Origin of the sequence: Streptomyces sp. PA03-1a (assembly GCF_033792805.1) — a bacterium.
Classification (GTDB): domain Bacteria; phylum Actinomycetota; class Actinomycetes; order Streptomycetales; family Streptomycetaceae; genus Actinacidiphila.
Map to the genome: position 1 here is coordinate 1 of NZ_JARAVO010000100.1, position 18063 is coordinate 18063.

Consider the following 18063-nt stretch of genomic DNA (forward strand, 5'->3'; position numbering starts at 1 on the left):
CGTCCGGGGCGGGGTGGCCGCGCCTCAGCTGTGGAAGCGGATGTAGCCGTCGCCGTCCGCGTCGGAGCCGCGCTTGGTGTACGCGTGGACGTCGGAGCGGCTGCCGGAGGGCTTGTAGAGGTAGATCGTGTCGCCGTCGTTGTTCCACATGAAGTTGCAATTGGCGCGGTAGACCACGTTGTTCTTGTCGGAGTCCGTGCCGCGGCCGCCGCGCAGCTTCACGTAGTCGCCGGGCTGGAGGTAGTGGTTCGCCGTGAAGACGAAGCGGTTGCCCGTGGCGTCCTTGACGACGTAGCCCTTGAGGTTGACCGTCGCCGCGGCCGAGTAGTTCTTGATCGTCAGGTACTCCGCGCGGGTGTTGCCGGAGGAGCAGTTGTTGGAGTCCCGGCCGGGCGCGTCGTACTGCGCACCGCGGATCTTGAGGGCGGAGCTGTACTCCGCGGCGTGCGCCTGGACCGGTGTGAGGACGGCGGTCCCACAGGCCGCGGCGAACGCGGCCACGCGGATACGGACGTGCTTGGTCATGGGAATCCCCCCTGTTGGGACGGGGCCGCGCGCGCTCCGCCCCGCCGGGAGCGCGAACCATGCGCGCCGCCCCGCCTGCCTGCGCCGGGTATCCGGCCCCCGTCGGCGTCTTGCGAGGTATCAAACCATTCCAGGTGAACCCGGAGCGGGGCTTTCCGTGACGTGGCGTCCGAAGCGAAGCAACCGGTCGACAACGGGCGTATTCCTTCAGGCAGTCGCTGGTGCCGGGGTCGTGCACCGCCGCGGCGCGGGGCTGCCAGGATGTGCGCATGAACGAGAACGATCACGGGCGGGACGAACTGCTGGCCGCCGCGGTGGGGCTGCGCGAGCGCGGGGAGGCGGAGGCGGCGAGGGAGCGGCTGGTCGCCCTCGCGGAGCGGTTCCCGGGGGACGCGGAGGTGGCCTACCAGGCGGCGTGGGCGCACGACGTACTGGGCCTGGAGGCGGAGGCGGTGCCCTTCTACGAGCAGGCCCTGCGCGGAACGGGGCTGTCGGAGGACGACCGGCGCGGCGCGCTGCTGGGCCTGGGCAGCACCTACCGGATCCTCGGGCGGTACGACGAGGCCGTCCGCCTGCTGCGCGTGGCCCTCATCGACTTCCCCCACGACGGCGCGCTGCGGACCTTCCTGGCGATGGCCCTGTACAACACCGGCGGACACCGCGAGGCGATGCGGCTCCTGCTGACGCTGCTGGCGGACAGCAGCTCCGATCCGGACATCGCACGCTACCGGCAGGCCGTCGCCTACTACGCCGAGGATCTCGACGCCACCTTGTGAACCCTGGGCGGGCGCGGCTCCCTCTCGTGCCGCATGCCGGAACGGACGTCCGCCACCGGCACGTCGTTGAAGGCCCCCGTCGACGTGGGGTGGTGATGCCGTGCCACAGGGCGAGGCCGACGGTTCTGATCGGCTCCTGTTCGTCGATGCTCACGGGAGCGGCGCCGAGACACCGGCCAACCCGGCGCCGGGCGGCGGAAACAGCGCAGCAGGCGGCGATGATGCCGGTCATAGCATCCGCCGATGGGCACCCCGGAGTCGCCGGTGTTCTCCCCGTGCTCTTCCAGGCGATCGCAACGTGCCTCGATGCGCGACGTGATCATCCGGAATTCGGCACGGCGCATAGAGCGCTCGGTGAAGAGAACAGGGTTGGAACATGACTTCAGCAGACCTGGGCGGCGACGTCGCCCTCGTGACCGGGGCGACCAGCGGGATCGGCGCGGCGACCGCGGTGACGCTCGCCGGGCGGGGCGCGCACGTACTGGTCGCCGGCCGTGACGGCGGACGGGGCGAGGCCGTGGTCGCCGCGATCAGGGGGCGCGGCGGGAAGGCCGACTTCGTCGCGGGCGACCTGGGGGACGCCCGGTCGGTCCGAGCGCTCACCCGCGAGGCGGTGGCGCTCGGCGGGGGCAGGGTCGACATCCTGGTGAACAACGCGGGCGTCTACCCGTTCGGGCCGACGGAGCGGACACCGGAGAGCGACGTCGACACCGTCTACGCCCTCAACGTCAAGGCGCCGTTCTACCTGGTCGCCGAACTCGCGCCCGCGATGGCCGGCCGCGGCCGCGGCCGCGGCGCGATCGTCAACGTCAGCACCATGGTCGCCGACTACGGCGCCGCGGGCATGGCGCTGTACGGGTCGAGCAAGGCGGCCCTGAACCTGCTCACCAAGTCGTGGACGGCCGAGTACGGACCGCGACGGGTCCGGGTGAACGCGGTGGAGCCGGGGCCGACCCGGACCGAGGGCACCTCCGGGATGGCGGATGACCTCGCGGCGCTCGCCTCCGGTGCCGCCGGCCGGGCGGCCTGCGGCACCGGAGGAGATCGCCGAGGCCATCGCCTATCTGGCCAGCCACGCGGCGAGCTTCGCGCACGGCGTGGTGCTGCCCGTGGACGGCGGGCGCACGGCGGTCTGACCTCCGTCCGCGGCATCGCCGCACCCTGAGGCCGTGCCCCCGCGCGCGGCCCTCAGGCCCCCGCGGGCTGTTCGAACGCGGCGATCAGCCGTCCCACGTCGCGCCGCCGGGAGGTGGCCGGCCACACCGCCCAGGTCCGCTGGATCAGCGGGTGGCCCACCAGGGGCGACCAGGCGACGTTCTCCGGGATCGGCTGCGCCCAGTCCGGCGGCGCCAGCGCGAAGGCGTGGCCCGCGCTGACGGCGGCGAGCTTCACCTCGGCGATCAGCTTCTGCCCCTCGGGGGCGTCGGGGCCCAGGTCGAGACCGTGACTGCGCAGGATCGCCGTCAGCTCGTCGTACCAGGCGGGGCTGCCGGAACGCGGGAAGCCCACCCACGGCAGGCCCGCGAGGGCTTCCAGCGCGATGCCGTCCGGGCCGGTCAGCTCCGCGGCCTGTTCGGCCGCGAGCAGGACGCCCAGCCGCTCGCGGACGACGAGCTGGGCGTCGAACTCGGGCCCGGCGGGCCGCTCCCGCAGCAGCGCCACGTCCAGCTCCCCGGCCTGCAGCGCGGCGAGCTGCTCCGCCGTGGACAGGTGCCGGGCCTGCACCAGGGTCTCCGGGAAATCCTCGGCCAGTTCCGCGAGCGGGGCGACGAGCAGTCCCGTCGGCAGTTCGAGCGGGATGCCGATCCGGAGCACCCCGCCGCCCACGGCCGTGTGGCGCGCCATCGCCCGCACCGCCTGGTCGTGCCGGGCGATCACGGCCCGCGCCTCCCCGAGGAGGGTCGCCCCCGCGTCCGTCGGCCGTACCCCGGTGCTGCTGCGCACGAGCAGCTTCACTCCGAGGTGCCGTTCCAGTCCGCCGATGGTCTGGGACAGGGCCGGCTGGCTCAGGTGCAGCCGACGTGCCGCCGCCGACCATGCCCCCTCCTCGACCACCGCGATGTACGCGCGCAGCTCCCGCATGTCCATGAGCCCATCGCACCATGCCGTCCGCGCCCCTGCCACGAACCGGCAGAAGCGCTGCTTATGGCGTCCTTCGGGGGCGCGCATGGCCACCCGCTTGGGACCGGGGGGCGCGCGAGGTTGCCTGGGGGGAAGGGGGCGCACGACCTCCCGGCCGTACGGAGCGACCTCGTGAGGAGGCAGTCCATGGACACCGGCGACGTCCGACTGGCGGCGATGCACACGGTCTCGCGGCGCCTGGGCGCCACGGTCGGCGGCCTCACCGGTGAGGAACTGCTCCGGCCCTCGTTCGCCGAAGGCTGGAGCATCGCCCAGGTGCTGGTCCACCTGGGCACGGGGGCCGAGTTGTGCACCGCGGCCGTGCGCCGCAGTCTCACCGGGGACCCCACCAGACCCTCACGGGAGGACATCACCGACGTGTACGAGCGGTGGATCCCCCTGAGGCCGGTCGCGCAGCGCGACGCATGGCACGAGGCGGAATCCGGCTTGCTGCGGCTGCTGGACTCCTTCGACGCCGGGGTGCGCGCGTCGGTGACGGTGCCGTACTTCACCGGTCCGGTCGGCTTCACGGACTTCACCGGCTACTGGCTGTCCGAGCAGTCCGTGCACACCTGGGACGTGGAGGTGGGTCTGGACGAGGCCGCCGCCATCCCGGCATCCGAGGTGGCGCTGCTGTGGGACCGGGTCGACATGGTCGCCTCGCGCAGCCGCGACGGGGACACCCTCACCCGGCTCGGTCCGCGCCAGATCGCGGTGGAACTCACCGACCCCGCGCGCACCCTGTGCCTGGCCCTCGGCTCCGAGCTGCACATCCTCCCCTGTGAGGGGGCCGAACCCTCGGGCGCGGTGTCCGGACCGTCCGAGGCCGTGCTCCGCCTCGTCTACGGCCGCAACCGCCCCCGGGACGCAGTGACCGCCCGCGACGGCGTCACCCTGGACGACCTGCGCGCGCTCTTCCCGGGTTACTGACCGCTGCGCGGCGAAGGCGGGACGCGGGACAGCCGGTCGACATGCGGGCTCTGATCGCCGAAACCCTCATGGGCGAGAAGGGGACGAGCTTCGTCGCGGTCTGACCTCGGAGACGTACGGACGATGCGAGTGCGGCCGGCAACAGTTCGATGTCCACCGGGTCTGCGACGGCTCCGTCGTCGACGACGCGAAGTGGGTCACTCCGGCGACAGCGAACGGTCCCGCACCTGGTGGCGGGTCGGCCCCGGCGACCGGGCGGGCTCCCGCATCTCCGCGGGGCCCACCGGCCGCTCCCGGCGGTCCTCAGCGGCGCAGGAGGCGGCGGCTGACGATCGCGCAGATCGCGATCAGCACGGCGGCGAAGCCGAGGAGCGCCAGCCGCTGCGAGACGTACAGCGTGCCCACGCCGAGCCCGAGGACGGGCACCGCCAGGCCGATGTACGCGGCCAGGAACAGGCCCGCGAGGGCCTCGCCGCGGCGCTGCGGCTCCGCCAGGGAGACGACCGTGGACACGGTGCCCTTGAAGAGCACCCCGGCACCGGCGCCGGCGGCCATGCCGCCGGCCAGGAACAGACCGAAGCTCGGCAGCCACACGGCCGCGGTCACCGCGGCCAGTCCGCCCACCATCGAGGTGAGGCCGGTCGCCAGTTGGCGCCGGGCGCTGACCCGCAGCAGCAGCGCCTGAGCGCCGGCCGCGCAACCGAAGTCCAGGAACGGCACCAGACCGGCCAGCGCGCGCGACGGGTGGTGCAGCGTACCGGCGACGAACGAGGGCCCCACCGACGTGAACAGGCCCAGCACCGCGAAGGCCGCCAGGGTCGCCCCGCAGGCGGCGAAGAACGCCGGGCGGGCCGCCGGGGGGACCGTGACGCGCTGCGGCCGGTAGGCGGGTCGCTCCTCGGCCCGTTCCACGGTCTCCGGTACGAGCGCCACACCCGCGGCGGCGAGCAGCAGCAGCCCGAGGAAGACCAGGTACGGGGTGCGCAGCGGCGCGCCCGCGTACCCGGCCGGAGCCGGATCCGCGGTGGACCTCGCCGACCTGGTGGGGGAGCCCTTCATCGACTCGCCCGTGGGCTTCGGGAACCGCCTGGTCGTCGACCGGGCGTTCGCCGCCGCGGGCCTGGAGCGCTTCGTGGTCATCGAGGTCACCGACATCACCATGACCGCCGACTACGTCCGGCAGGGCCTCGGCGTGGCCATCATGCCGTCCTTCGCGGTCGCCGCGGACGACCCGGGCGTGTGCGTGCGCCCCGTCGCGGGCGGACCCCTCGAGTGGTCGCTGGGGGTCGCCTACTCCTCGGTGCGCCGGCCCGGCGCCGCGCTCACGGCGCTGCTGGCGCTCATCGGCCGGTTCGTACGCGTCCCGCCCGGAGCCCCGTGAGGACGGCCGTGGTGACCAGGGCGTACGCCACGTGCGGCACGAGGTCGGAGATCCAGTCCGACCGCGACCAGGTGCGCGGATCGGTCACGCGCAGCACGGTCATCGGGCCGTTGGTGCCGATCAGCGCTCCCACGGTCGCCGTCGCCGTCAGCACGGCCGTCGCCGGGCGCCAGCCGCAGCCCACGGCCAGCCCGAGCGTCGCGCCCATGCCCGCCCCGGCCGCGATGCCCGTGAGGGCGCCCAGCGAGGAGATGCGGTTGCGGCGGGCGGCGTCGTCGCCGGGGATCGGTACGTGCGTGGTCTCGGACAGTCGCTCGACGGTGGTCGCCGGGGCCGAGCTGGCGGCACGGCCGCGCAGCAGCATGTCCAGGTAGCCCACGGTGTTGAGCGCCGTCGTGCCCGCCGCGCCCGCGGCCGCCCCGCACAGCACCCCGTGCACGGGTCCGAAACCGTTGCGGCCCGTCACCGGATCACCGCGCCACGGTCGGGCGCGCCGTCGCGCCGGGGGAAGGGAGTGCCGGTTGTCGCGTGCATACCTTCCAGTAAGGCGCCGGACCCCGCACCGCGCCACCGGAGCCGGGGCACGCCCGCCGCCCGGAACGCCGCCCGCCCGGGCAGAGGTTCCCTCTTCCGGAACCGGCTGCATGAACCCGCCCCACCCGGGAACCCGAGCAGTACGGCCGCGCCGCGACCACCCACCCCCCCCGGTCGCCGGCGCGGCCCATCGCGTCTGGCGGATCAGCCCGCCGCCTGGAAGGCGCGGCCCGCAGGGGTCGTGTGGGTGCCGTCGGTGAACAGGCCGCTGCTGGGTTCGGCCGGGTCGGCGCCGAGGCCGAACCAGGCGTAGCGCTGGACGTAGGGCAGCGCCTCCAGGGCCTTGGTGGAGGCGGTGACGAAGGCGGCCTGCTGGTCCGGGGTGGGGAAACGGGTGCCGTGGGAGAAGTCGATCAGGGCGTACTCGGTCAGCCAGATCGGCTTGTGGTAGCGCTGGTGGACCGCCTCCAGATAGGACGTCAGCTGCGACACGGCCTCCGCGGTGCGGAAGTCGCCGCCGTACCAGTGCAGGGTGATGAAGTCGACGCGGTAGCCCTTGGCCTGGGCGCCGGACATGAAGCGGTCGAGCCATCCGCCGGGGGTGGCGCCGTTCGTGGCGACGGCCGGGCTGCCCAGGATCCGGCCGGCGTCCATCAGCCGCGGCCACAGGGTCAGGGCCTGCTCCACCGACATGTTCGACTGCTGGGCCATGTCGGGCTCGTTGAAGCCCAGCAGGTACGGGCCCTGCGCCTTCGCCTGGGCCAGGGAGTCCGCGGTGACGGAGGCGGGCCCCCAGATCATGGGGACGAAGCGGCCCGACGGCGGCGAGGCGACGCCCTGGTGGCCCGTGGACCAGGTGTAGTACCAACTCGCACCGGACAAAGTGAGGGCCCTGCCCACGCCGGGGAAGGTCCACACACCGACGCCCTTCTTGCCGGACGAGGCGACCCGCACCACGGGTGCCTGCCGGGTCGGCTTCGGTGACGGGGCCTTCTTCGTGGGCTTCTTGGAGGGGCGCGGCGAGGGCGACGGGCTGGGGGAGCGGGGCGAGGCCGTGGCCGTCTCCGTGGCGGCCGGGGCGGAGGCCGCCGGGAGCGCGTCCGCCTGCGGCGCCGGCGACGGACCGGTCAGGAGCCGGGTGGCGACGAGCGTCGCGGCCACCGCCGCCGCGACGGCCGCCCCGCCGAGGACGGGGGTCCGCAGCCCGCGCGACGCGGCCCGGCCGGTGGCCCGGTGGGCGCCGCGGGCGGCCGGACGGGGCACGGGTGCGGGCCCGGTCCCGGCCTGCCCGGTCACCGCGGCGACCACCCGCCCCGGGTCCAGCGCCGGCGGCACCGCGAGCAGCGGCAGCCCACTGAGCAGCCGGTCCATGGGGAGCAGCCCCTCCTCCATCCCGCCGCAGACACCGCACCCGCGGATGTGCCGGGCGAACCGCTTGCGCCACAGCGGGCTCGGCACGCCGTCCCAGGTGGCGGTCGCCCGCAACTCGCCGCAGCCGGGCGCCGCGGCCAGCGCCCGGACGACCACGCGGGAGGCCTCCATCTGCTTCTTCATGCGCTGCACCCGTACCGCCGCGTGCCGGTCCGACAGGCCCAGCGCGGCGGCGAGGTCGGCCCGCTCCAGCTCCCCGGTCTCCTCCAGCCACCACAGCGACAGCAGCTCCCGGTCGTCCTCGTCCAGCCACCGGGTGGCCTCGGCGACCTCACGGCGCTGCTCGGTGAGCCCGAGGCGCAGGATCGTCAACCCCGCGAAGTCCAGGGCCGGGTCCGGTATGCGCTCGGCGTCCTCCAGGCCGGCGCTGCGGTGCCGGGCCACGGCACGGTCCCGCTCACGGTCGCGGACCTGCCGGATCGTGATCGCCACCAGCCAGGACCGGAACGCCGCCGGGTCCCGCAGCTCCGACAGCCCCCGCACCATGCGCAACAGCGTCTCCTGTACGACGTCGTCGACGTCGGCATGGCCGTCCAGCGCCCGTCCGACGATGTTGTAGACCAGCGGCAGGCACTCCGCCACCAGCCGGTCGAGGGCCTGCCGGTCGCCCGAGCGTGCCGCCACCACCACCCCGGCGCCGGGTCCGCTCCGGTGCGTCTTGCGCATGTGGCCCCACTCTTCCCTACTTGGTCTCGCCGTCCACGACCGCGCGGCCGTCCGGCGACCGCGATGCCTCCACCTACAGGAGACGGGCCGCGCGTGCCCGGACAACACAAATCCCGCAGGTTCCGTCAGCGGATTTGTGTTGTCCGCCGGTGGCCCCGGCGGTCCCCGATACGTGCGTACGCACCAGGCGAGGACGAGGAAGGCACAAGAATGGCACGACACAGCCGGCACGGAACCGGATCCAGGACCGGGCGCGGACGGTGGGCGGCCGTCGCGGTGCTCGCGGCGGCCGGGATCGCGGTCACGGCGCTGATCGCCGGGGGCGCGCTGTCACCGTTCCGGCCCGGCGGGGCGACGGCCGAAGGCGGGCGCGGCGCCACCACGGCCCACGGCACGTCCGCCGCCCCCTCCCGCGGGACGCCTCCGTCCGTGTCACCCTCGCCCTCGGCCACGCTCCCCTCACCGAGCGCCCGTCCTTCGGGAACGCCCGGCCCCACGGCTGCCACCGCCACGAAGACCCCTGGGACACGACGGACGTCCGCCGCCACCCCGCCCGGCACGCGGCTGATCACCCTGGTCAACCGCACCCAGGAAACCGTCTGGGCGGTCGTCACCGACTCGCCGGCCTATCCGCGGGGACGCCGGCTCGCCCCCGGGCAGGGCACCGCGCTCACGGTGCCGGACGGCTGGGGCGGCCGCATCTGGGGCCGGACGGGCTGCGACTCCACGGCCGCGGGGCCCTGCCGTACCGGGGACTGCACATCGGTGTGCACCGGGCCCAACCCGCCCACCACGCTGGGGGAGTTCAGCTTCGACGCCTACGCGGGGATGGACTTCTACGACGTCAGCATGGTCGACGGCGCCAACCTGCCCATGTACATCAACATCTCCCGCACCACCACCCGCGACCCGGTCAGCCCCGACGGCTGCTACCGCGGGGCGTGCACCGAGCCGGTCGACTGCCCGGCCGCCATGCAGGCGAAGGCCGGCGGGCAGGTGATCGGCTGCAAGCCGCCCTGCGCGGCCTTCGGCGGCGACGCCTACTGCTGCCGCGGTGCCTGGGCGGGCCGCGAGCACTGCGTGCCGTCGAAATGGCCCGTCGACTACACCCGGGTCTTCAAGGACGCCGCGCCGTACGCCTACTCGTACGCCTTCGACGACGCGGCGACCATGGCGTGCAAGGGCCGGTGCGCCTACCGGGTGACCTTCGGCACCACGGGGTAGCCCGCGGCACGCTACGCGGCGGAGGGAACGGCGCAGCTCGGCGAGGCCCGCCGGGCTGCCCGGGTCCTCCCAGCCCCGGGCGCTCTTGTCCGGAGTAGCTGCTAAGGTCAAAGTCATAACTTCTGTTCTAGCAGTCACCCGGAGTGCAGTGTGAGCGTCGCCCTGAACGAATCCCTCGCCGGCCGTCGTGCCCTGGTCACCGGAGGCACCAAAGGCGTCGGCGCGGCCGTCGCCCGCCGGCTGGCCCAGGCCGGTGCGACCGTCTTGGTGACGGCCCGCCACGAGCCCGCGGACGCTGACCCGAAGACCTTCATCGCGGCGGACCTGACCACCCCCGAGGGGGCCGCGGCCGTCGTTCGCGAAGTGATCGACCGGGTGGGTGGGGTGGACGTCCTCGTCAACAACCTCGGCCACTCCGAGGCGCCCGCCGGGGGCTTCGCGGCGCTGGACGAGGACGACTGGGCGAAGGAGCTGAACACCAACCTCCTCGCCGCCGTCCGACTCGACCGCGGCCTGCTCCCCGGCATGATCGAGTCCGGTGGGGGCGCCGTCGTCCACGTCACCTCGATCCAGCGCCGCATGCCGTTGTGGAACGGCACCCTCGCCTATGCCGCGGCCAAGGCCGCCCTGGCGACCTACAGCAAGGGCCTGGCGAACGAGGTCGCGCCCTACGGCGTCCGTGTCAATACCGTTTCGCCGGGCTTCGTCCGGACGGCGGCCGCCGACGCCCTCGTCGACCGCATCGCCCGCGAGGCGGGCATCTCGGCCGAGGCCGCCCTCGGGCGCCTGATGGACTCCCTCGGCGGCATCCCCCTCGGCCGGCCCAACGAACCCGCGGAGGTCGCCGAGCTGGTGGCCTTCCTCGTCTCCGACCGCGCGTCGGCCATCGTCGGCGCCGAACACGTCATCGACGGCGGCACCGTCCCCACCCTCTGACCGGCCCCCTCCCCTGGAAGGACCACGATGAACACCACCGGCCCGCAGCCCATCCCCACCACCGGCCTCCCCGAGGTGATCACCCGCTACCTGGCCGCCCACCGCGTCCGCGACACCGCCACCGCCCTCTCGGCCTTCACCGGCGACGCGGTCGTGACGGACGAGGGCGCGACACGGCACGGCACGGCGGCGATCCGGGAATGGCTGGAGACCGCGGCGAGCGAGTACACCTACACCACGGAACTGACCGGCGCCGAGCGCGCCGGCGCCCACCACTACGTCGCAGTCCAGCACCTCGAGGGGAACTTCCCCGGCGGCACCGTCGACCTGCGCTACCGGTTCGCCCTGCGCGACGGCCTCATCGAACGCCTGGAGATCGGGGCCTGACCCCCGGATCTGTCCTCGACGGGGGGTGCCAGGGTTGCTGCTAACATGAAAGCCACAGCCTGCGCCGACCCTGGCACCAACCGCACGGAGGTGGTCGACATGGTGAGCCGCATCCGGCTGGAGGACCGTGAGTGCCCGCTGTCGACGACCGTCGGGCACGTCGGTGAGTGGTGGACGCTGCTCATCCTGCACGACGCCTTCGACGGGTACACCCGCTTCGACCAGTTCCAGGAGAACCTCGGCATCTCGTCGAGCATGCTCACCACCCGCCTGAAGACCCTCGTCGAGGACGGGCTGCTCGAACGGCGGCCGTACCAGACCCACCCGACCCGCTACGAGTACCTCCTCACCGACCTCGGCCGCTCGCTGCGCCCGGTCGTCGTGGCCCTCGCCGCATGGGGCAACTCCCGTCTGGCGCCGGAGCAGCGCAGCATGATCCTGGTCGACGCGGAGACCGGCGAGGAGGTCGAGCCGGTCGTGGTCGACGCCGCCACGGGCCGGCGGCTCGACGACAGCGAGGCCTTCGTCTACGCCGCGGGCCCCGCCGCGAGCGAGATCATGCGCGCCCGCTACGCGGGCCGCGACCGTACCTGACCCACCGGAGGAAGAGGTCCCGTGCCCACCGCGGACGAACTGCTCGGCCCCGCCGCTGTGGCCGGGCTCGCCGACTGCCTGACGGCGGCCGGCCAGGCACCGATGGCCGCCGCGGTGCGCGACGCCCTTCCGGCGCTCGACGGCCTGGCACTGCGTGAACGCAGCGACCTCGTCCGGGACGCGATGCTCGCCTCCGGCCCGACGGATCCCGCGGCCCTGGAGGCCGTCGTCCGGGCCACGCTGCCCGACCCGCGCTTCACCGGCTGGATGATCTGGCCGGTCACCGAGGCGGTCGCCGCCCTCGCCTCCGGCACCCCCGAGGGCACGGCCTTCGAGGACGGACTCCACCTGCTGGCGGACCTGACCCCGCGCCTGACCGCCGAGTTCGCCATCCGCCGCCTGCTCAACGCCGACCTCGACCGGGCGCTCGCCGTCGTCACCCGATGGACCGAACACCCCGACGAGCACGTACGCCGCCTGGCCAGCGAGGGAACCCGCCCCCGCCTGCCGTGGGCGGTGCGCGTACCGGCGATCCTCGCCCGGCCCGAGGCGACCCTGCCGATCCTGGGCGCTCTCTACAAGGACCCCTCGGAGTACGTCCGCAGGTCCGTCGCCAACCACGTCAACGACATCAGCCACGTCCGGGTGGAACTGGCCGTGGAGACGGCCCGGCGGTGGTCGGTGGCCCCCGACACCCACACGCCCCGGCTCGTCCGCCACGCGCTGCGCACCGCCGTCAAGCGCGGCGACCAAGGAGCCCTGGCACTGCTGGGGTTCGAGCCCGCCAGGGGCCTGACCGTCGAAGGGCCCTCCGTGGCCCGGCCCGTCGTCGAGGTGGGCGGGGAACTGCGCTTCGCCTTCACCCTGGAGAACCACGGCGACACGCCGCTCCGCCTCGTCGTCGACTACGTCGTGCACTACCGCAAGGCCAACGGCACCACGGCGCCCAAGGTCTACAAGCTGACGACCCGCACCCTCCAGCCGGGGGAGCGGAGCGAGCACACCGGCACCCGCTCCTTCAAGCCGATCAGCACCCGGGTCTTCCACCCCGGGGAGCACTCCCTCGAACTGCAGGTCAACGGCGAGCCGCGCGGCAAGGTGCCCTTCGACGTCGTCACCGTCTGACACACCGCTCGATACGCTGTCGCGTGTGAAGAGGAAGCAGGCGGCCGCCGAGCAGCCGACGCTGGACGCCGTGGCGCAGACGGCGCTCGCCGTCATCGACGAGGACGGGCCCGCCGGGCTCAGTTTCCGCGCCGTGGCCACGCGCCTCGGCGTCTCGCACGCCACGGTCTTCCGGCGCTGCGGCGATTTCGACGGGCTGCTGAGCGCCTGCGCCGACCATGTCGCCGCGTCGCTGGCCCTGGTGCCCCTGGAGGGCGACTGGGCCGCCGCGACGGAGACCCGCTTCACCGGCCTGTACCGCCTGCTCACCCGGCACCCGGGACTGGTGGCGCTGCGCGCCGGCCGTTCCTGGCTGGGCCCGCAGATGCTGGGCCGGCTCGTCGAGCCGCAGATGGCCCACAGCGTCGCCGCCGGCATGGACGCCGGGACGGCCATCCGCGTCTACCGCCGGCTCTACCTGCTCACCCTCGGTGCCGTCGCCTTCGGCGACCAGCGCGACGAGAAGAAGGTCGTCGCTTCCGCCCGCACGGCCCTGGCCGCGCTCGACCCCGAGGACTTCCCCACGCTGACCGGTGCGATGAACGTCGTCCTCCCCGCCCTGGTCGACCACGAGGTCTACTACGAGGCGCTGCGCGCCCTCATCCACGCCGCCAGCGCCGAGCACCTCCCGGCCGGGCACCGCTGACGGCGCGCGGCCGTGGGCCGAGGTGCCGGGTCACGATCGTGCGCAGCCCTTCCACCTCCGGTCCGCCGCCCAGGCCCCACTTCGGCAGCAGGCTCATGCTGCTGAAGCCGTCGCCGTGGACCAGCAGGAAGAGCCGCGGCGTCTCGACGTAGTGGGTGAGCGACGTCCAGGGCACCTTGAACTCGGTGAAGGCGGAGGCGGTGCGGATGCCGTCGTCGTCCACGCTGATGGTGCATTCGCCCTGGGAGCGGGCGTACGCGGTCGCCTTCCGCAGTTGGCGGCGCCGGTCGAACACTCCGGCCATGAGCCAGGTCAGCGTTCCCAGGCCGCCGCCGACGGTCAGACCGGTGATGTCGGCCGCATCGGGAGCGAACACCCGCAGTCCGGCGATCACCGCGACCATGACGGCGGCGAAGAACAGCGGGCCACGCCAGAGCTCGAGGCGGCGCCTCTGCGCGCCGAGCACCTCGGCGATGTCGTCCGTGCCCGGCAGCCAGGTGAACTCGACGGCTCGTACTCCGTCGCTGGGCGACCCCGTGGAGGACTGTTCCCGCATGTCGTTCGTCACCGCGGCATTCAACCGCCCCGGGGGCTGCGGGCGCCAGGCCCGTGGCGTTCCGTCGGATGAACCCTCAGGAGACGCGCACCAGGTCGGACGGATCCGTGTTCGCCCCGCAGACGATGACGGCGACGCGCTCGCCGGGGGCGGGGCGGTGGGCGCCGGAGGTGAGGGCGGCGAGGGCGGTCGCGGCGCCGTGCTCGACGGCGAGGCGGCGGTGGTCCCACAGCGTGCGGCGGGCCGCGACGATCGCCTCGTCGGGGACGAGGACGGAGCGCACGCCGTCCTTCAGCGCCCACTCCAGGGCCGTGCGGGAGGCCCGGCGCGCGCCCAGGGAGTCCGCCGCGACGGACCGGACGGGTACGTCCACCACCTCGCCGGCCGCGACGGCCGCGTGCAGCGCGCACGACCCCTCGGGCTCCACCGCCACCACCCGCACCCCGTGCTCCAGCGCGGACGCCGCGACCCCGGCGAACAGTCCGCCGCCCCCGACCGCGACGACCACCGTGTCCAGGCCGGGGAGCGCCGCGACGATCTCCTCCATCAAGGTCCCCGCCCCGGCCGCGATGAGCGGATGGTCGTAGGCGTGGGACTCCAGCGCGCCGCTCTCGGCGGCGTACTTCTGCGAGGCCTCCAGGGCCTCGGCGTACTCGCTGCCGACTTGGCGCACGTCCGCGCCAAGGTCGCGCAGCTTCCCGACCTTGACCGCGGGCGCCGTCTCGGGGACGAAGACCGTGGCGGGCACGCCGTGCCGGGCCGCGGCCCAGGCACATGCCAGGCCCGCGTTGCCCCCGGAGGCGATGACCACGCCGGCCTCGGGCATGGCGTCCCGCTCGACGTGGCGGCGGAGGAAGTTGAACGCACCGCGCGCCTTGAACGACCCCGTGTGCTGCATGGACTCCAGCGCCAGCCAGCCCTGTACGGCGGCGCCGAACGCCCCCTGGTCCACCGGGGCGAGCGTGACCGGGCGGATGTGCCCGGAGATGCGGGCGGCCGCGGCCCGTACGTCGGCGTGGGTGATGGTCACGGTTCTCTCCGGGCGGGTGATGGAGTCGTCGTCCGGAGAAACAGTGTAACAACCACTGTTCCGGCAGGTCGGGCCGCGGGTGGGACGATCAGCGGAGGACGAGCCGGTGCTCACCGGCCGGCACCAGCTCCCCGATGACCGGGGCACCGGGCAGTTCCCCGGCCACCAGAAGGCCGCCGGAGGTCTGGGCGTCGGCCAGCAGCAACCGGGTCACCTCGTCGGCGCCGCCGAAGTCGGTGTGCGGGGCGACCCAGTCCAGGTTGCGGCGCGTGCCGCCGCTGACGTAGCCGTCCGTGGCGGCCTCCCGCGCGCCGTCGAGGTACGGAACCGCCGAGGCGTGGACGACGGCGCTCACCCCGGAGGCGCGGGCAAGCTTGTACAGGTGGCCCAGGAGCCCGAAGCCGGTCACGTCGGTCGCGCACACCGCGCCCGCCGCCAGTGCCTGCGCGGCGGCGTCCCGGTTGAGCGTGGTCATGGTCTGCACGGCCTGCGGGAAGACCTCGCCGGTCGTCTTGTGGCGGTTGTTGAGGACGCCCAGTCCCAGGGGCTTGGTCAGCGACAGCGGCACACCGGGCCGGCCGGCGTCGTTACGCAGCAGGCGGTCCGGGTCGGCGGTGCCGGTGACGGCCATGCCGTACTTCGGCTCCGGGTCGTCGACGCTGTGGCCGCCGCCCACGGCGCAGCCCGCCTCGGCCGCGACGTCCAGCCCCCCGTGCAGCACCTCCCGGGCCAGTTCCAGCGGCAGGACGTCCCGCGGCCAGCACAAGAGGTTGACGGCCACCAGCGGGGTGCCGCCCATGGCGTAGACGTCGGAAAGGGCGTTGGCGGCGGCGATCCGCCCCCAGTCGTACGGATCGTCGACCACCGGGGTGAAGAAGTCGGCGGTGCTCACCACCGCCCGTGCGCCGGTTCCGCCGGATCCGCCGGGCAGCCGGACGACGGCGGCGTCGTCGCCGGTGTCCAGGCCCACGAGCAGGTCGGCCCCGAGGGCGCCCGCCATGCCTTCGGGCGTCAGCCCCGCCACCATCTGCTCCAGTTCCCCTGGGGGGATCTTGCAGGCGCAGCCGCCGCCGTGGGCGTACTGCGTCAGTCGCACGCTGTCCTGCCGGACGCCGGTTCCCGTCATGGCTGCTGTGGTCCTTCCGCTGTGGGGCCGGGCGTGGTTGCGCGGGCCCGGGTGACATCCCGTGTGGCGGGTTGACTTGGGTGGTGGCCGGCTGTTCCATGGGCCTCCGGTCCGGCGGGGAGACGTAAGGGTGCCTGGTGGCCCTCCCGGTCTTCAAAACCGAGGTGTCCGAGCAACTCGGGCAGGCGGGTTCGATTCCCGTCCGTCTCCGCGGGCCGCTCCGCCCCGGTGCTTCAGCCCTCATCGGACTTGCCCGGCGCTTTTGCGGCGCCCGCCCCGGGGCAGCGGCGGACGGCACCGTCCAGCCGGACGGTGCGGCCCTGCCGGTCCAGGTGCTCCAGCAGGGGGATGACGACGCGCCGGGTGGTGTCCAGGGCCCTGCGCGCCTCGCTCGCGGTGAACGGCTGCTCCAGCCCGGCCAGTACGGCTGCCGCCTGCGCGTCCGCGCCCGGCAGCAGCACGAGGCCCTCGCCGATCCTCAGCAGCGCGCCCGCCGATTCTGCCGCCGCCAGGAGCTTGGGGGTCAGCCCGAGCTGCTCCAGCCGTTCGGCCTCCGGCGCGCGGAACGGCGTACGTGCCAGATCGGCGCGTACCGCCTCGACGGCGGCCTGGGCCGCGGGCGGCAGCGTCGGGCGGGCGTGGCTCCCGTACAGCCTGCCGTCGCCGTGCCGCAGGCCCGGTACGGCCGAGGCGAGTGCCTCCACCAGGGTGCGGTCCGGCAGGCCGAGGGCCTGGCGGGCCGACTCCAAGGGCATGCCCGGCTCCAACGGGTGACCTACGGCGTGCTCCTCGACCGCCTCCCGCAGCCGCTCACGCAGCGCCGCCCAGTGCTCCGGGTCCGCCAGCCAGTCGCCCGCCACCGGGTCGCCCGGTGCCGGGACCCCCATGGCGAGCAGTTCCGCGCGCCGGACCAGTCCACGGCGGCGCAGTCCCGCAGCCCCGTCCCCGACCCCGGCGGCGGACCGGAGTTCGGCGGCCCGCGCCGCCGCAGCGCCACGTTGGGTCAGCCGGGGCGGACGGACGTCGAGGACGGTGAGCCCCGCGGGGATGCGGTGCCGCCCCGGGTCGCGCAACAGGGCCGTGTCGGCGACCCGCAGGGGCAGCGCCGTCGCCAGCCGCAGGCGCGCACTGTCGTCGCCGAGCGGACGGACCGTCACCGGCACGGCGGCCGAGCCGGCGTGCAGCATGAGTTCGCGGGGCAGGTCGCCGGAGGGGTCGCCGCGCAGCCGCACGTCGACGAGGTCGGTGGTCAGCCAGCGGTCCGGGGTGAGGAGCGCGTCCCCGCGCCGCAGGTCGCCCGCCGCGGGCCCGGTGACGTTGACCGCCACCCGGGCGACCGCGCCCACCTCCTGCGTCGGCTCCTTCAGGGACTCCAGGCCCCGCACGCGCAACGGCCGTCCGTCACGGGCGAGGTGGAGGTGGTCGCCGACCCGGACGGTGCCCGCCGCGAGCGTGCCGGTGACGACCGTGCCCCGGCCCCGCACGGTGAACGCGCGGTCGACCCACAGCCGTACGTCCGCCGCCGGATCGGGGGCGGGCAGCCCGCCCGCCAGCCGGACCAGGGCCGCCCGCAGTGCGTCGAGCCCCGCGCCGGTGACGGGGCTGACGGCCACGCACTCCACGTCGCCGAGCGAGGACTCCGCGATGCGGGCCCCGGCCTCCTTGCGTGCCGCGTCGGGGTCGGCGAGGTCGCAGCGGGAGACGGCCAGGACGCCGTGCCGCACGCCGAGGGCGTCCAGGACGGCGAGGTGCTCCTCGGACTGCGGCTGCCAGCCCTGGTCGGCGGCGACCACGAAGAGCACCGCGGGAACCGGGCCGACACCGGCCAGCATGTTGCCCACCAGGCGCTCGTGGCCGGGCACGTCCACGAAGGCCACGTCCCCCGCGCCGGGGAGCCGCGTCCACACGAACCCGAGGTCCAGCGTCATGCCGCGCCGGCGCTCCTCCGCCCAGCGGTCGGGTTCCATCCCGGTCAGGGCCCGCAGCAGCGCGGACTTGCCGTGGTCGACGTGGCCCGCGGTGGCGATGACGTGCAC

The 18063-nt window shown here is 74.4% G+C and carries 19 protein-coding genes and 1 tRNA gene; 11 read left to right on the forward strand and 9 right to left on the reverse strand.

What is annotated here, in order from left to right; translation table 11 throughout:
* Positions 1–24: 24 nt before the first annotated feature.
* Complete coding sequence (locus tag PV341_RS22630; RefSeq protein WP_500332280.1) at positions 25–525, reverse strand: lamin tail domain-containing protein; 501 nt, start codon at positions 523–525, stop codon at positions 25–27.
* 269 nt (positions 526–794) lie between these two features.
* Here PV341_RS22630 and PV341_RS22635 point away from each other — a divergent pair, with 269 nt between their 5' ends.
* Positions 795–1301, forward strand: coding sequence for a tetratricopeptide repeat protein (locus PV341_RS22635; RefSeq protein ID WP_499509355.1), 507 nt, complete (start codon positions 795–797; stop codon positions 1299–1301).
* Between the two features lie 376 nt (positions 1302–1677).
* Positions 1678–2466, forward strand: a complete 789-nt coding sequence (locus tag PV341_RS22640; RefSeq protein ID WP_500332279.1) for an SDR family NAD(P)-dependent oxidoreductase — start codon at positions 1678–1680, stop codon at positions 2464–2466.
* A 23-nt stretch (positions 2467–2489) separates the two neighbouring features.
* Here PV341_RS22640 and PV341_RS22645 read toward each other — a convergent pair whose 3' ends face one another.
* On the reverse strand, positions 2490–3389 hold the full coding sequence (locus PV341_RS22645) for a LysR family transcriptional regulator (protein WP_500332278.1): 900 nt from the start codon (positions 3387–3389) through the stop codon (positions 2490–2492).
* Between the two features lie 180 nt (positions 3390–3569).
* Between PV341_RS22645 and PV341_RS22650 the strand changes: the two genes are divergently transcribed.
* A complete protein-coding gene (locus PV341_RS22650; RefSeq protein WP_500358862.1) occupies positions 3570–4352 on the forward strand; it encodes a maleylpyruvate isomerase N-terminal domain-containing protein in 783 nt (260 codons plus the stop codon).
* 303 nt (positions 4353–4655) lie between these two features.
* On the opposite strand, the gene PV341_RS22655 is transcribed toward PV341_RS22650, so the two are convergent.
* On the reverse strand, positions 4656–5411 hold the full coding sequence (locus PV341_RS22655) for a hypothetical protein (RefSeq protein WP_500358864.1): 756 nt from the start codon (positions 5409–5411) through the stop codon (positions 4656–4658).
* Here PV341_RS22655 and PV341_RS22660 point away from each other — a divergent pair.
* A complete protein-coding gene (locus tag PV341_RS22660) occupies positions 5377–5733 on the forward strand; it encodes a LysR substrate-binding domain-containing protein (RefSeq protein ID WP_500358865.1) in 357 nt (118 codons plus the stop codon). The genes PV341_RS22655 and PV341_RS22660 overlap by 35 nt on opposite strands.
* Here the strand turns inward: PV341_RS22660 and PV341_RS22665 are convergent.
* Both PV341_RS22665 and PV341_RS22670 read right to left on the reverse strand, forming a co-directional pair.
* The gene (locus PV341_RS22665; RefSeq protein WP_500332275.1) at positions 5693–6199 is read right to left on the reverse strand and encodes a hypothetical protein; all 507 of its coding nucleotides are present in this window, start codon (positions 6197–6199) and stop codon (positions 5693–5695) included. The two genes, PV341_RS22660 and PV341_RS22665, sit on opposite strands and share 41 nt — an antisense overlap.
* A 272-nt stretch (positions 6200–6471) precedes the next feature.
* Positions 6472–8364 carry a sigma-70 family RNA polymerase sigma factor gene (locus PV341_RS22670; RefSeq protein WP_500358866.1) on the reverse strand — a complete coding sequence of 631 codons (1893 nt, stop codon included), beginning with the start codon at positions 8362–8364 and terminating at the stop codon, positions 6472–6474.
* Positions 8365–8574: 210 nt separating this feature from the next.
* Here PV341_RS22670 and PV341_RS22675 point away from each other — a divergent pair, with 210 nt between their 5' ends.
* From PV341_RS22675 to PV341_RS22700, 6 genes are all read left to right on the forward strand, one after another.
* Positions 8575–9588 (forward strand): thaumatin family protein, encoded by a 1014-nt coding sequence (locus tag PV341_RS22675; RefSeq protein WP_500331839.1) that lies wholly within the window; start codon positions 8575–8577, stop codon positions 9586–9588.
* Between the two features lie 150 nt (positions 9589–9738).
* Positions 9739–10524, forward strand: a complete 786-nt coding sequence (locus tag PV341_RS22680; protein ID WP_500331837.1) for an SDR family oxidoreductase — start codon at positions 9739–9741, stop codon at positions 10522–10524.
* Between the two features lie 27 nt (positions 10525–10551).
* Positions 10552–10911: a nuclear transport factor 2 family protein gene (locus tag PV341_RS22685; protein ID WP_500331835.1), complete on the forward strand. Its 360-nt coding sequence runs from the start codon at positions 10552–10554 to the stop codon at positions 10909–10911.
* 99 nt (positions 10912–11010) lie between these two features.
* A complete protein-coding gene (locus PV341_RS22690; RefSeq protein WP_500331847.1) occupies positions 11011–11505 on the forward strand; it encodes a winged helix-turn-helix transcriptional regulator in 495 nt (164 codons plus the stop codon).
* 21 nt (positions 11506–11526) lie between these two features.
* Positions 11527–12630: a DNA alkylation repair protein gene (locus PV341_RS22695; RefSeq protein WP_500331833.1), complete on the forward strand. Its 1104-nt coding sequence runs from the start codon at positions 11527–11529 to the stop codon at positions 12628–12630.
* A 25-nt stretch (positions 12631–12655) separates the two neighbouring features.
* Positions 12656–13315: a TetR/AcrR family transcriptional regulator gene (locus PV341_RS22700; RefSeq protein ID WP_500331831.1), complete on the forward strand. Its 660-nt coding sequence runs from the start codon at positions 12656–12658 to the stop codon at positions 13313–13315.
* Here the strand turns inward: PV341_RS22700 and PV341_RS22705 are convergent.
* The 3 genes from PV341_RS22705 to selD form a co-directional block, all read right to left on the reverse strand.
* The gene (locus PV341_RS22705; RefSeq protein WP_500331829.1) at positions 13269–13883 is read right to left on the reverse strand and encodes a YcxB family protein; all 615 of its coding nucleotides are present in this window, start codon (positions 13881–13883) and stop codon (positions 13269–13271) included. The genes PV341_RS22700 and PV341_RS22705 overlap by 47 nt on opposite strands.
* A gap of 64 nt (positions 13884–13947) precedes the next feature.
* Positions 13948–14901, reverse strand: coding sequence for a threonine/serine dehydratase (locus PV341_RS22710; RefSeq protein ID WP_500331827.1), 954 nt, complete (start codon positions 14899–14901; stop codon positions 13948–13950).
* A gap of 88 nt (positions 14902–14989) precedes the next feature.
* On the reverse strand, positions 14990–16027 hold the full coding sequence (gene selD, locus PV341_RS22715) for a selenide, water dikinase SelD (RefSeq protein ID WP_500331826.1): 1038 nt from the start codon (positions 16025–16027) through the stop codon (positions 14990–14992).
* Between the two features lie 118 nt (positions 16028–16145).
* Between selD and PV341_RS22720 the strand changes: the two genes are divergently transcribed.
* Positions 16146–16239 (forward strand) — tRNA-Sec (locus tag PV341_RS22720).
* A 21-nt stretch (positions 16240–16260) separates the two neighbouring features.
* Here PV341_RS22720 and selB read toward each other — a convergent pair.
* On the reverse strand, positions 16261–18063 hold the full coding sequence (gene selB, locus PV341_RS22725; RefSeq protein ID WP_500358867.1) for a selenocysteine-specific translation elongation factor: 1803 nt from the start codon (positions 18061–18063) through the stop codon (positions 16261–16263).

Bases quoted from the DNA above. Each gene is read 5' to 3' on its own strand.
- PV341_RS22630 (WP_500332280.1), bottom strand. From the start codon at position 525: ATGACCAAGCACGTCCGTATCCGCGTGGCCGCGTTCGCCGCGGCCTGT.
- PV341_RS22635 (WP_499509355.1), top strand. From the start codon at position 795: ATGAACGAGAACGATCACGGGCGGGACGAACTGCTGGCCGCCGCGGTG.
- PV341_RS22640 (WP_500332279.1), top strand. From the start codon at position 1,678: ATGACTTCAGCAGACCTGGGCGGCGACGTCGCCCTCGTGACCGGGGCG.
- PV341_RS22645 (WP_500332278.1), bottom strand. From the start codon at position 3,389: ATGGACATGCGGGAGCTGCGCGCGTACATCGCGGTGGTCGAGGAGGGG.
- PV341_RS22650 (WP_500358862.1), top strand. From the start codon at position 3,570: ATGGACACCGGCGACGTCCGACTGGCGGCGATGCACACGGTCTCGCGG.
- PV341_RS22655 (WP_500358864.1), bottom strand. From the start codon at position 5,411: ATGAAGGGCTCCCCCACCAGGTCGGCGAGGTCCACCGCGGATCCGGCT.
- PV341_RS22670 (WP_500358866.1), bottom strand. From the start codon at position 8,364: ATGCGCAAGACGCACCGGAGCGGACCCGGCGCCGGGGTGGTGGTGGCG.
- PV341_RS22675 (WP_500331839.1), top strand. From the start codon at position 8,575: ATGGCACGACACAGCCGGCACGGAACCGGATCCAGGACCGGGCGCGGA.
- PV341_RS22685 (WP_500331835.1), top strand. From the start codon at position 10,552: ATGAACACCACCGGCCCGCAGCCCATCCCCACCACCGGCCTCCCCGAG.
- PV341_RS22690 (WP_500331847.1), top strand. From the start codon at position 11,011: ATGGTGAGCCGCATCCGGCTGGAGGACCGTGAGTGCCCGCTGTCGACG.
- selD (WP_500331826.1), bottom strand. From the start codon at position 16,027: ATGACGGGAACCGGCGTCCGGCAGGACAGCGTGCGACTGACGCAGTAC.